Annotated in this window: 9 protein-coding genes; 3 read left to right on the top strand and 6 right to left on the bottom strand. The window is 41.0% G+C overall.

Annotated features, from left to right (window positions below):
• Nucleotides 1–92: 92 nt before the first annotated feature.
• From KHN79_RS16430 to ltnD, 6 genes are all read right to left on the bottom strand, one after another.
• Nucleotides 93–1,244: a glycerate kinase gene (locus KHN79_RS16430; RefSeq protein WP_182011475.1), complete on the bottom strand. Its 1,152-nt coding sequence runs from the start codon at nucleotides 1,242–1,244 to the stop codon at nucleotides 93–95.
• Nucleotides 1,245–1,367: 123 nt separating this feature from the next.
• On the bottom strand, nucleotides 1,368–2,822 hold the full coding sequence (locus KHN79_RS16425; RefSeq protein ID WP_182011476.1) for an SLC13 family permease: 1,455 nt from the start codon (nucleotides 2,820–2,822) through the stop codon (nucleotides 1,368–1,370).
• 162 nt (nucleotides 2,823–2,984) lie between these two features.
• Complete coding sequence (gene otnI, locus KHN79_RS16420; protein WP_182011477.1) at nucleotides 2,985–3,761, bottom strand: 2-oxo-tetronate isomerase; 777 nt, start codon at nucleotides 3,759–3,761, stop codon at nucleotides 2,985–2,987.
• Nucleotides 3,761–4,408, bottom strand: a complete 648-nt coding sequence (locus KHN79_RS16415; protein ID WP_182011478.1) for an aldolase — start codon at nucleotides 4,406–4,408, stop codon at nucleotides 3,761–3,763. The genes otnI and KHN79_RS16415 overlap by 1 nt, the downstream gene beginning before the upstream one ends.
• An 11-nt stretch (nucleotides 4,409–4,419) precedes the next feature.
• The gene (otnK, locus tag KHN79_RS16410) at nucleotides 4,420–5,676 is read right to left on the bottom strand and encodes a 3-oxo-tetronate kinase (RefSeq protein ID WP_182011479.1); all 1,257 of its coding nucleotides are present in this window, start codon (nucleotides 5,674–5,676) and stop codon (nucleotides 4,420–4,422) included.
• Between the two features lie 24 nt (nucleotides 5,677–5,700).
• Nucleotides 5,701–6,600, bottom strand: a complete 900-nt coding sequence (ltnD, locus tag KHN79_RS16405) for an L-threonate dehydrogenase (protein WP_182011480.1) — start codon at nucleotides 6,598–6,600, stop codon at nucleotides 5,701–5,703.
• A 280-nt stretch (nucleotides 6,601–6,880) separates the two neighbouring features.
• On the opposite strand from ltnD, the gene KHN79_RS16400 reads away from it, so the two are divergent.
• From KHN79_RS16400 to KHN79_RS16390, 3 genes are all read left to right on the top strand, one after another.
• Nucleotides 6,881–7,657, top strand: a complete 777-nt coding sequence (locus tag KHN79_RS16400; protein ID WP_182011481.1) for a DeoR/GlpR family DNA-binding transcription regulator — start codon at nucleotides 6,881–6,883, stop codon at nucleotides 7,655–7,657.
• 740 nt (nucleotides 7,658–8,397) lie between these two features.
• Entirely contained in the window at nucleotides 8,398–10,920 is a 2,523-nt protein-coding gene (locus KHN79_RS16395) for a sensor domain-containing diguanylate cyclase (RefSeq protein ID WP_211907306.1), read from the top strand.
• 327 nt (nucleotides 10,921–11,247) lie between these two features.
• Nucleotides 11,248–13,770 carry a sensor domain-containing diguanylate cyclase gene (locus KHN79_RS16390; protein WP_211907305.1) on the top strand — a complete coding sequence of 841 codons (2,523 nt, stop codon included), beginning with the start codon at nucleotides 11,248–11,250 and terminating at the stop codon, nucleotides 13,768–13,770.
• The last annotated feature ends 547 nt before the right edge of the window (nucleotides 13,771–14,317 follow it).

Below are 14,317 nucleotides of genomic sequence, written 5' to 3'. Positions count from 1 at the left end.
ACTTGGGTATATCCTTGGATAGTTTTCCAGTGCTTACTACTACATAAAAACTAAAACAAGTCGTGGAATCATAGTCAGTGATAAATCGGGATTCACTCTGATGGTCTGAGTTGTTGGCCTAACTTCAGGGCCACAGCAATGTTGAATGAACTGCGTATTACATTTGTTTTCGCCTGAGCCACGATTTCATCAAAAGTCGTAATTTTGTAAACCGTATCGAACGCCGCATCAATGCCGTGAGAATATACTTCCTCAACGTCATCAGCTAACGCACCGGCTATAGCGATAACTGGTAAGTTATAACGCTTAGCTACTTTAGCGACACCCACTGGCACTTTGCCATTTACGCTCTGGCTGTCCAAACGACCTTCACCTGTTATGACCAAGTCGGCGTCTTGAACTATCGCTTCCAGCCCCACAGCCTGGGTCATAATATCAATTCCCGGACGAAGCTCAGCGTTTAAAAAGCCACAAAATGCTGCTCCCATACCGCCTGCGGCACCTGCTCCCGGAATATCGTTTACCTGCTTATTCAGGTCACGCTCTACGACTTCAGCAAAATTAGCCAATGCAGCATCAAGGCGTACCACCATCTCTGGCGTCGCTCCTTTTTGCGGTCCGTAGACATATGAAGCGCCATTTGTTCCTGTCAACGGATTGGTCACATCACAAGCTACTTCAATCAGGCATTCACTTAACCGCGGGTCAAGACCTGTTACATCAATGTTCTCAAGGCTCTTCAACGCTAACCCACCATAAGGTAGCTCGTTCCCTTGTGCATCTTTAAACGAAACACCCAACGCCTGCATCATGCCACAACCAGCATCATTGGTCGCACTGCCACCAATGCACAGAATAAGGTGACGGATACCCTGCTCAAGCGCATGCTCAATTAACTGCCCCGTTCCATAACTGGTCGCTGTGTAAGGATTTCGTTGCTCTACCGGAACAAGCTCAATACCACTTGCAGCAGCCATTTCAATAAATGCCGTTTTTTTGTCACCAGAAATGCCATAAAACGCCTGATGAGGCTCTCCCAGCGGGCCCACAACCTGTGTTTTAACCAGATGACCACCAGATGCATCTACGAGTGCTTCAACCGAACCTTCACCGCCATCAGCAACCGGGCATTTCACATATTGCCAATCCGGAAAGACCCTCTTAAATCCGGTTTCAATGGCTTCAGCCACTTCTATTGCAGATAGGCTTTCTTTATAAGAATCTGGGGCAATTACAATTTTCATCAATAGCACACCACTTTATTGAATGATTGAGTTTAAATCGAATAACCAATGGGTCATATGCTGATAAAGCCCCATATTGGTATTAGCAATATAGGGCTCTTAATTTATGACCTGCTTACATTACTATGCAATCGATTCTACAGAGTTAGTTTTACCACTTTTGATTTTTACCGCAATGATTACCGCAGCAAGTACAGCGATTGGTACTAACGGATCGATAATGGTGCCACCTTTACCGAACACTAAGTTCAGAACCATGATGATTGAAGCACCGATAGCCCATGCGATAGTTGACGATACTGACCAAATCTTCAGCTGATCCGCCAGTTCAGTGATACCCAGCGTACGGTTGATAATGTGGAAGTAAGAGTCGTTTAGGTGAGAGAAGCCTACAGGGCCAACCGCACACGCTAGTGCAACAAATACTGGGTCTAAACCTAGTGTTTCTACCAGAGGCAGTGTCATTGTTGCCGCAACCATCATAGACGCTGTCGCTGAACCTTGAATCAGGCGAAGCATTGATGCAATTGCTAATGGAACTAGTAGTGGTGGAATACCGCTGCTTGCGATTGCTTCTGCAACCTGTGGACCTGCACCAGATGCTTTTAGTACCGCACCCATTGCACCACCACAGCCAGTAACCACAAGGATTAGACCTGTCGTTGATAGCGCATCATCCATGGAACCAACCATGTCTTTACGTTCAATGTGACGAGTTAGACCGTAAAGTGCCATAAGTACACCCAGGCCAACGGCTACTACTGGGTTACCCAATAGAGACATTACTGTATGTAGCGCAGTATCACCCTTACCAATCAGTGTGTTAGCTAGGATAAGTGCAATTGGAATCAGGATAGGACCAAATGATAGGAAGTTACCTGGTAGATCTTTATCATCCGTTGCTTTTACTTTCTCAAGGTTTGCCCAATCCGCTTGATTTGTGATCCAAGATTCACCATTTGGAACGCGGTAGTATTCGTTACCAACGCGGCGGATGTAGATCATAGACAGAAGCATCATTGGTATTGAAACCATCAGACCCCAAAGCATGTACTCACCAAGGTCTACACCAAGAATACCTGCAACAGCAACTGGCCCTGGTGTTGGCGGCACAAGCGCGTGAGTGATCAAGAGACCAAGAGCAAGTGTTACACCTAAGCCAACTGCTGACTTACCAGTATCACGTGAAATTGCGCGAACAAGAGAGTGTAAAATGATGTACGCAGAGTCACAGAATACAGGGATTGCCACAAGCACGCCGGTGAAACCAAGCGCAAGATCTTCACGACCTTTACCACAAATTTTTACGAACGTTTTCGCCATGCGAACCGCCGCGCCAGAGCGTTCAAAACACGCTCCCATGATAACGCCGAAAGCGATGATCAGGCCAATACCACCCAGAACGCCGCCGAAGCCAGCTTTGATCGCGTTAATTAACTCGGTCGGTGCCATTCCTGCGAACAGACCCATGATAATGCTGGCAATAATCATCGCAAGCGCGACAGGGATACGTGTTTTTATAATCATCCCCATCATGGCGATGATACCAATCACAATGCCTATTAATGCTCCGTCCATTTTTGTTTCCTTCTTCTCGTATTTCGTAGGGTTTGCACTGATGGGTAATCGAGCGATACCCACCGCGCTTATTGTTATTTATAAAGTTTAATCTTGTTGATTAAACTGGCTTTACTTTTCCAGTTCGCTTTGTTGAGCAAAGCGTTTTTTGGTTATAAGCAGTTACAGGTAGGGTTTGACCCAGCCGAGTCCATGCTCTGTGGTATTTCTCGGGTTGTATTCACAACCAATCCACCCTTGGTAACCTGAGTCATCTAACACATCGAACAAATGAGGATAGTTCAGCTCGCCTTCCGAAGGTTCGTGTCTTTCCGGTACAGAAGCGATTTGAATGTGCCCTGTGTACGGTGCGACTTCACGAATCAGAGTGCTTAAATCACCATCCATAATTTGTGCGTGGTACAGATCCAGTTGCAACTTCACGTTTGGTCGCTCTACCTGCTTAATTAGCTCCACGGCATCACGTTGATGGGCAATGAAGTAGTTAGGCACATCACGGTTGTTTAATGGCTCAAGCATGAGTTCAATGCCGTGCTCTGCAAACTTGTCTGCTGCGTAGCGAATGTTAGCGATAAACGTTTCTATGTGTTGTTCACGAGTGAATCGCTCATCAACGATGCCGGACATAGCATGCACCTTTTTACAGTTCAGCTTGTTCGCATACATCAGCGCTGTTTCTACGCTCGCTTTAAACTCGTTTTCACGGCCTGGGATTGCAGCAAAGCCTTTTTCTCCCGCATCCCAGTCACCCGGCGGCATATTGAAAAGTGCTTGTTCGAAACCAAATTGCTGCATTTTATCTGCTAATTCCTGCGGCTCGTAAGCGTAAGGAAAAAGGTATTCCACTGCTTTAAAACCCGCTTGATGTGCTTTTTCAAAACGCTCAAGAAACGGTACTTCCGTAAATAACAGAGTGAGATTTGCTGCAAACTTAGCCATTATTTACCTCTCCCTTTTAGATCCTGAACTTCTTCATCCGTTAGGTAACGGATGTTTGTGTCTTTAAGAATGAACGCCAGTTTGGCCGTTTCTTCGAGCTCTTCAGCATTATCTACCGCATCCTCAAAATCAGTACCCGTGATGACCGGGCCATGATTCGCCAGTAGGAAAGCGCGATAATCGCCTGCGAGTTTCGCTAGCTCCTCTGCAATTTGAGGGTCGCCGGGACGAAGATAAGGGATAACCGGTAGCTCACCAACACGCATAACATAGTATGGGGTGAACGCTTTGATCGCATTGTCGCGCTCCAGTCCTTCCAGACAAGATAGCGCGGTCAGATAAGTTGAGTGCAGGTGCACAATTGCATTGCACTCAGGCTTATTGCGATAGATAGCCAGGTGGAACGCTACTTCTTTTGAAGGCTTCTTTCCTGATATATGGTTTCCATCGATATCCACTACTGAGAGTTCTTCAGCTACTAGGCGACCAAATGAAGAGCCTGTCGGCGTAGCCAGAAAGTGACCATTCTCCAACCGAATTGAAAGGTTACCAGCACCGCCAGTGGCATAACCACGTTCGAACATAGAGCGCGCCAGTGTGACCATTTGTTCCCGAAGCTGCTGCTCCGTCTTAGAGTTATTGCTCATTGATCCCTCACTTATGCAAAGAATGACTGTGCTTTGGCGAAGAAGTTTTCGTCACCAAAGTTGCCAGATTTTAGTGCCAGTGAAAGCTCCCCTTCTACTGACTTAACCCACGGCACGCCTGGTGCGATTTGAGGGCCGATATGGAAACCTTTCACCTTAAGGCTTTGAGTGACGACGCCAGAGGTTTCTCCACCTGCAACAATGAAGTTCTTCACACCATTTGACTGAAGTTTAATGGCGATCTTACTGAAGAACTGTTCTACAGCGTGGCTAGATGCCTGAGCACCATATTGCTCTTGTATCGCTTTCAGCGCCGTCGCATCTGCTGTTGCGTAGACTAACGGAGCAAACTCACTTTCGATGTTGGTCATTACCCAGTCAAACACAAGATCTGCATAATCTTCATTCGTCAGACAAGCTTCAACATCGATAGCAAAGTGCGGTGCTTGCTGTTTGTAAACCGCGACTTGTTGATTGGTCATCACAGAACATGAGCCTGAAAATACAACCGTCGGCGCTTTAACAGGCTTACCTGATTGTTTTGCGTCACTCTGATCTTCAAGCTGTTCCGTCCAGTTTCGTGCCAGACCCGCAGCGAGACCAGAGCCTCCCGTAACAAGCTTGAATGATTTAGCCGCTTGTCCCAGCGTAACTAAATGCTCAGCGTTGAATGCATCAACAACCGCGTAGTGATGCCCTTGTTCTTTTAGTTCCGTAAAGCGCTGAGTTACGGCTTGTGAGCCCTGCTCAATCGTTTGGAAATTAACCAGTCCAGTAGTACCTTTTGACTGTGCATTCATCATGCGGATCAGGCTTGAATCAGTCATCGGCGTAACCGGGTGATTGCGCATACCTGAATCACTGAGCAGTTCCTCGAACACAAACAGATGTCCGTTGTAGACCGTACGGCCATTGACTGGCAATGCAGGACAAACAATGGTGAAGTCTTCACCAAGTTCAGCCAGTAAAGCATCAGTAACAGGGCCAATATTGCCTTCTGCTGTACTGTCGAACGTTGAGCAGTACTTAAAGTAGAACTGCTGGCAGCCATTCGCTTGAAGCCATTTAAGTGCCGCGACTGAATCTTTGATAGCTTCATCGACAGGACAAGAGCGAGACTTAAGACTGATCACTACCGCATCGGCGTTTACATCAATCTGTTGAGCCGGGATTCCGTTTAGCTGAACAGTGCGCATACCGTTTTCTACCAGAAAACCTGCTATGTCGGTCGCGCCTGTAAAGTCGTCTGCAATAACGCCTAATAACATATTTACTTCTCCACTCTTGTGCGCTTACTTATCAACGCCTGGCAGGTCAATGCCATCAAAAATCTTAATCACCGCACTGTCGTCTTCTTGGCCGAAACCTGCGTTACTCGCGCTGACAAACATGTTCAATGCAGTACTTGAAAGCGGTAACGGAAACTTAAGATCTTTCGCTGTATCAGAAACCAGGTTAAGGTCTTTAACGAAGATATCTACCATCGACTTAGGCGTGTAATCACCATCAACGACATGCTTCATACGGTTCTCAAACATCCATGAGTTACCTGCAGCGTTTGTGACCACATCGTACATAAGATCCAGAGGAATATTTGCTCGTGCCGCAAGTGCCATTGCTTCTGCACCAGCTGCAATATGAACGCCTGCTAATAGCTGGTGAATGATCTTCACTGTCGCGCCAAGGCCAATTGCTTCACCGATGTTGTACACTTTGGCTGCAGTTGCTTCGAGCACAGGATTAAGTGCGTCAAATGTGCTTTGAGCGCCGGATGCCATGATAGTCATCTCACCGGCTTCTGCTTTCACCGCGCCACCAGAAACTGGTGCATCCAGCATGACAAGGTTGTGCTCTGCAAGTTTTGCTTCTATTTGCTTCGCATCTTCAGCAGAGATCGTTGCTGATACCATCACCGGCGTGTTTGGTCTTAATGAAGCAGCCAGACCGGTCTTAAACAAGACTGTGTTAACTTGTTGTGCGTTTACGACAAGGATAAGTACTGAATCCAGCTTGTCAGCAAACTCCACCGCATTTGTTGAAACAGCTTTTGCGCCATATTCAGCTAACTCTTCCAGAGCTTTAGGATTTAAATCAAAGCCATAAACATCTAGCCCAGCACGAACACAAGATTTCGCTGCACCCATGCCCATTGAGCCTAAACCGATCACACCGACAGATTGAACTTCACTCATAGTAACAATGCCTTCTTGGTAAATTTGAACTGGATTTTGTTAATTCTTGTTTGATGGATGTGATTATATGTGAAGATTAACACCACAACCTAGCCTCAAGTCACACTTTTAACAAAAGTTAACACTTAAATGATATTTAGCTTATTAATAGTGTAGAAGCACGGTTACTACGAGCGAATTACCATTATTAACACAGCAAAACACAACATATGTTCACAGATATTCACATACCAATGAAAGCTTGCTAGGATACTGAAAAACAAAAATATGAAGTGAAATAATGATTCCAGCAGAACGTCAAAGAACAATTTTGTCCCTTTTGTCACATCAAGAAGTACTCAGTATCTCTGATTTAACAGAGCATCTTGGCGTATCACATATGACGATCCGTCGTGATATTGTAAAGCTAGAGTCTTCAGGGAAAGTGATCTCAGTATCTGGCGGGGTGCAACTTGCACAGGCACTGCATAGTGAACTTTCACACGATGCGAAAGTAGAACAACAAGCAGACGAAAAAACACACATTGCCCAAATCGCAGCAACGTTAATCGATAAAAATGCCACCGTATATTTAGACGCTGGCACAACAGCGTTAAAAATTGCCCATCAGATTGTTGACAGAGACGATCTGCTGATCATCACAAATGATTTTTCTATTGCTGCGTTTCTGATGAGCCACAGTCAATGTGAGTTATACCATACCGGTGGAAAGGTAGACCGTGAGAACCAATCAAGTGTTGGTGGTAAAGTTGCCGAGTTCCTTGCAGGGATGAACATTGATATCGCCTTTATCTCCTCTTCTTCCTGGAACCTAAAAGGGTTGTCTACACCTAATGAGGGAAAAGTCTGGGTTAAAAAAGCCATTGTGAAAGCAGCGCAGACAAACTATCTCATATCAGACTCGACCAAATACGGTCGTATTGGTAGCTTTCATGCGTTAGATATCGATAAGTTTGACGGTATCATCACCGACCAAAACTTATCACAAATCGTTAAAGTAGAACTTATGGAGAAAGGTTTAACTGTTCTTGATAAGCCGCGAACCGTTACACTATAAGAACCAATTTCCACATTAATGTAAGTCCCCTTTCCTCAGAGCCGGATAGCATTCATATCGCATCACGGCTATCCGTTCAAAAAAGGAAGTATCAGCATTTACTAAAAAGTGCTGCTTACATAGCACTTATGGTGTTATTTATGTGTGAGGAAATGTCACTCGTCACGACATTAGTGCAGCCTATGAAGGCTCTCAGTTTGCCGCTTATTCAATGTGTTCGCGCTTAATATTGTTGTCGCTTTGCCTTTACAGTTTATAGTGGCGGGTCCAATTGCTCGCACCGCTTTCTTCAAATTTTTTCCACAAGATGGCATTGACCAACTAATCTCATTTCCGAACAACAGTAATCAGGTGTTTATACCGACGTTAAGACATGTTTACTAAGTCTAATCATTAAAGCATGGTATAGGTTTCTACATTAGTTAGGTCTTCTTGGTATCGGGAGTAATGTAATAAGGAATTAAGCGCCCTGCTAGTACGCAATTTGTAGGGCGTTGTCTAATTAACTGAATATGCGAAATTACCAATATAATTAGTAAACACCAACCAACTGTAAGATTAATCTCACAATCCTTTGAGATATCACCATGCTATCAATTTGATAAAATACACAGAATTTTACTTTAATTTGCCACGCAATCTCAATAATTCTTTAGGGGTATCTTTTGGTCAGTCTTAAAAACTCTTACCTAGTGATTTTTCTTTCACTAGCCTGTTGGATTATTTCTGGTTATTTTGTAATGAATGACCAAATAGAAAAACAACATATTTATGCAGAACTAATCAATAAAAGTGGCAAGCAAAGAATGTTATCGCAAAAAACCGCACTAATGACGCTGCGAATTAGCAATAACAGTGATAAAGGATTAATCGAAAAAAGAAACGATTTAATCCAAATTATGGAGACTGACCATGAATTTATTATCTCTAACCTTACATCAGATGATATTGAAAAAGTCTACTTTTCCTCACCGCATGATTTAAACAAAGAAGTTGTAAACTATCTTAATCTTCTCAAAAATTCATACGTAGATGATAATACTTATATACAAAGTGTTTTCTATGCTTCATCTAATTTATTATTAAAACTTGATTTTGCAGTTAATGCTTTCCAAGAAGAGTCTGAATATGTAACAAATAAATTACAAAAAAGAGGAAGGTTCGTTTTAATTGGCTCATTATTAACCCTTTCTATTGAGTATTTTATTATATTTTTACCCATATTTAAGAGAAATAAACGCAATAAACAACGACTCAAAGAACTTAATCATGAATTAACATTTTTAATGAAAAACAACCCTGACGGCATGTTAATGTTGTCGATGAACGGTGACGTTAAAATGTTCAGTCAGATGACAAACGAAATGTTGGGTTACACAGAAGAAGAACTGAGTCAATTAACGATATTTGATTTAGACTCTCATCTAACTAAAGAACAAATAGCAGACAAGTTTACATCTTTCTCAGTGGATGATGTATCTATATTTGAAACAAAACTAAGATGTAAAAATGGTAGTATTTTTGATGCATTGATCAGTGCTAGAATCATTAGACTTAATAAAGGTGAATTTGTTTATTGTTCCATGACAGATGTATCTGAGCTAAATAAAATTAAATTCTACAGAGATATTGATACACTAAAACTAAAAATTGCAGCTCAGTCAGCGAATATGGGAATTTGGCAGTGGAACCCTAAGAATGGACAAATATATTGTGATGAACAAATGCACAAAATATTTTGTGCAGATCGAACAGACTCTTCAAAAGATGTTTATTTTTGGCTAAATAAAATCACTGAAAAATATCGAACAAACATCATAAATGAAGTTAAAAATATAGTTAGAAGTAAGACAGCGTTTCAATCAAATTTTGCTATCACTATTTGTAATGGAGAACAGAGAATCATACAATCTTCAGCGACTCCGTTATTTAATAAGAATGGTGACATTGAAACCATTGTTGGAACGAATCTGGATATCACTGATAGACAAAATCACCTGTCTAAAATCAATGAACTAAACAGACAACTGGAGCAGGTACAGGAAATCATTGAATTAGGTTATTGGAAACTCAATCACCAATCCCAAGAAATGTTTTGGTCGGAGAAAATATATTCGTTTTTTGAAGTCGATAAAGATGAATATACTCCATCTTATCTAGGTAGTTTAGACTTCATACACCCTGATGACCGTGAAATGGTCAAGAATGCACAAAACTACTCTGACGAGCCACAAAACAAGCTCAATAGCATCACATTCCGTTTAGTAATGCCTGATGGCAGAATTAAGTACATACATGAGATGGCACAAACCTTCTATGATCCGAATACTTCTGCCCTACAGACTATTGGTGCGCTTCAGGATATTACTGCCCGACGTGTATCCGAAATAGAAAATGAACGTTATCTGGAACTTATTGATCAAAACATTTTGAGTACCACCATGAGCATTGATGGCACTATCACTAATGTCTCACAAGCATTTAGTCAACTATGCGGTTATTCTAAAAACGAATTAATTGGTCACAAGCGCGACATTACTCTTCATCCGAATCTGTCAACTTCAGAACGACAGTCATTCTGGAAAATTCTAAATACAAAAGATGTCTGGCAAGGTGAAAGTAAAAACATGACTAAAACGGAGCAAGCGTTTTGGTTAACCTCTGTTTTTTCACCAATTTATGACGATTTCAATCGTATCGTTGGCTATTCAGAAATCAGCCAAGACATCACAGATCGAAAACTCGCTGAAGAGTTATCTATTACCGATCAACTTACCGGAATTAATAATCGACTACACCTTGAAAAAGTACTAGAAACTGAAATCGAAGGTATGCATAACAAACACAGTAAGCATTCGTTATTGATAATTGATTTGGATCATTTCAAGAGCATTAATGACACTTATGGTCATTTAGTTGGTGATGAGGTTTTAAAACACTTTTCCCATGTTTTAGCTGAAAATACTCGAAAAACGGATTGTGTTGGTCGATGGGGTGGCGAAGAATTTCTTGTTATCTGTCCAAATACCGACCTGAACTCAGCAATGATTTTAGCTGAAAAATTAAGATCACAAGTCGAAAAATCACAATTCCCTACGGTAGATAAAGTGACCTGTTGTATTGGAGTAGCTGACTTCAGAAGAGGAGATAACAATAAAGAACAAGCGCTGGCTCTAGCCGACAAAGCACTTTATGCGGCAAAAGAACAAGGGCGAAACAAAGTAGTTTCATACGGATCATGGTTAAAAACCGTCGAAGCGTGATCCTGCCTTAGATTTGCCATAAAAAGATAAGGTAACGACTAACTAAAAGCCCCATATTGCGAACAGCAATGAGGGGCTTTTAATTTTTACGTTGAAGTTAAAATTAACTTACTTTCGCTATGAGATTAATCCTACATCACTTCGAGATACGGTTGAATGTTTGATTTGGTAAAATAATGTCAGGTTTTTATTTTTTGCTTACTTTGCGTTAATTTCAGACACAATTAAGCTGAAGTGTTTTAGAGGTATCTTTTGCTCAATCTCAAAAATTCTTATCTAGTGATTTTTCTATCTCTAGCATGTTGGATGATTTCAGGTTACTTCGTAATGAATGACCAAATAGAAAAACAGCGTATTTATGCAGAGCTTATTAATATAAGCGGCAAGCAAAGAATGTTATCGCAAAAACTCGCACTTATGACTGCGCGAGTTGATAATACCAATGAGCAAGGATTAATTGAATACAGAAATAATTTGATCCACAATATGGAATCCGACCATGATTTTATTATTTCTAACCTTCCATCTGAACATATCGAAGAAATCTATTTTTCCTCACCGTATGACTTAAATGAACATGTGGTCAACTACCTTAATCTTCTCAAAAAATCATCAGTCGATGATGATACTTATATACAAAGTGTTTTTTATTCTGCATCTAAGTTATTGTTAAAGCTTGATTTTGCGGTGAATGCTTTTCAAGAAGAATCTGAGTACGTAACAAATAAATTACAGAAACGAGGCCAATTTGTTTTAATTGGCTCATTACTAACGCTTTCTATTGAATACTTCCTTATATTTTTACCCATTTTTAAAAGAAATAAACGCAATGAACAACAGCTAAGCGAACTTAATGATGAATTACAGTTCTTAATTAAAAACAATCCTGATGGCATGATAATGTTGTCTATGGATGGCGGCATAAAAATGTTCAGCCAGATGGCAAATGAAATGTTAGGTTACGCAGAAGAAGAGTTAAGTCAATTAACCTTATTTGATTTAGATTGCCACCTATCTAAAGAACAGATAAAAACGAATATTTCGTCGTTGTCCATGGATGAAGTTTCTATATTTGAAACAAAACTAACATGCAAAGATGGAAGCGTTTTCGATGCATTAATCAGTGCACGAATCATTACGCTTAATGGTGAGGAATTTATCTATTCTTCTACCAGAAATGTAACCGAACTGAATAAAATCAAACATGAAAGAGATATTGACACTCTAAAACTTAAAATTGCAGCTCAGTCTGCGAATATGGGGTTTTGGCAATGGAACCCATATACCAGAGAAGCTAGTTGCGATGAACAAATGCATGAAATATTTGAAGTAGACCATTCCGACTCTTCAAATAACAGCTTTTTTTGGGTCAACAAAATTTCTGACAAGCATAGAGAAAATGTTATAAATGATGTTAGAAACATTGTTGAAAGTAAGACAGCGTTCCAATCTAATTTCATTTTGTCTGCACCCAATGGGGAACAGAAAATCATACAATACTCAGCAACACCATTATTTAATGAAAATGGTGAAATTGAAACAATTGTCGGAACGAATCTGGATATCACAGAGAGACAAAATCACCTGTCTAAGATCAATGAGCTAAACAAGCAGCTCGAACAAGTGCAGGAAATCATTGAACTAGGTTATTGGAAACTCAATCACCAATCCCAAGAAATGTTTTGGTCGGAGAAAATATATTCGTTTTTTGAAGTCGATAAAGATGAATATACTCCATCTTATCTAGGTAGTTTAGACTTCATACACCCTGATGACCGTGAAATGGTCAAGAATGCACAAAACTACTCTGACGAGCCACAAAACAAGCTCAATAGCATCACATTCCGTTTAGTAATGCCTGATGGCAGAATTAAGTACATACATGAGATGGCACAAACCTTCTATGATACTAATACCTCTGCCCTACAGACTATCGGTGCGCTTCAGGATATTACTGCTCGACGTGTATCAGAGATTGAAAATGAACGTTATCTGGAACTTATTGATCAAAACATTTTGAGTACCACCATGAGCATTGATGGCACTATCACCAATGTCTCACAAGCATTTAGTCAACTATGCGGTTATTCTAAAAACGAATTAATTGGTCACAAACGTAACACGATTCTTCATCAGAATCTGTCAACTTCAGAACGACAGTCATTCTGGCAAATTTTAAATACAAAAGATGTCTGGCAAGGTGAAAGCAAAAACATGACTAAAGCGAAGCAAGCGTTTTGGTTAACCTCTGTATTGTCACCAATCTACGACGATTTCAATCGTATCGTTGGCTATTCAGAAATCAGCCAAGACATCACAGGTCGAAAACTCGCTGAAGAGTTATCTATTACCGATCAACTTACTGGTATTAATAATCGACTTCACCTTGAAAAAGTACTAGAAACTAAAATCAAAGGTATGCATAACGAACAAAGTAAGCATTCGTTATTGATAATTGATTTGGATCATTTCAAGAGCATTAATGACACTTATGGTCATTTAGTTGGTGATGAGGTTTTAAAACACTTTACCCATGTTTTAACTAAAAATACTCGAAAAACGGATTGTGTTGGTCGATGGGGTGGCGAAGAATTTCTTGTTATCTGTCCAAATACCGACCTGAACTCAGCAATGATTTTAGCTGAAAAATTAAGATCACAAGTCGAAAAATCACAATTCCCTACGGTAGAGCAAGTGACCTGTTGTATTGGAGTAGCTGAATATAAAAGTAGAGATAAAAATAAAGAACAAGCGCTGGCTCGAGCCGACAAAGCACTTTATGTAGCAAAAGAACAAGGACGAAACAAAGCAGTTTCATACGGATCATGGTTGAAAACCGTCGAAGCGTGATCCTGCCTTTGTTTTACCATAAAGAGATAAGGTAACTCTTCAGTAAAAAGCCCCATATTGCGAACAACAATATGGGGCTTTTAATTTATATATTGTTCCCATTACTATGCAGTTGATGCTAAAGCGTTTTATGCCACGCTGGATTTTTACCGAAATGATAACAACAGCAGACATAACGATTGGTAGAGAGGGTTAATAGTAGTACCACCTTTACCAAACACTAAGTTCAGTGATATACCCAAACGACTTCAAGATGCAGGATTCAGAGCGTTGTCACTGGCACAAGTTCAAGGCTTATTCACAAAGTAAGTAACGCAGTGGAATAGCGAGCTCTTTCCAAGTTATTTGACGCTGAAATCGTGTCAGTGACACGCTCCCGAAGGGCGAGTTGTCTTGGCTCACAGCCTTTGTTAACGATTTTTGATTTAGAATGACTAGATCTTCAAATCGTTGCCGCGACTGAGAACCAAGCCATTCTCGCTGAACCTAGCATCTCGAGGTTGTTTGGGTATAACTATACAAAGGAGGTAACAGCATGATTTCATTG

The organism is Vibrio sp. B1FLJ16 (assembly GCF_905175385.1).
In the GTDB taxonomy this organism is placed as follows: Bacteria; Pseudomonadota; Gammaproteobacteria; order Enterobacterales; family Vibrionaceae; genus Vibrio.
The sequence above is the reverse complement of the archived record's forward strand: the minus strand, read 5'-3'. Positions and strand labels throughout refer to the sequence as shown.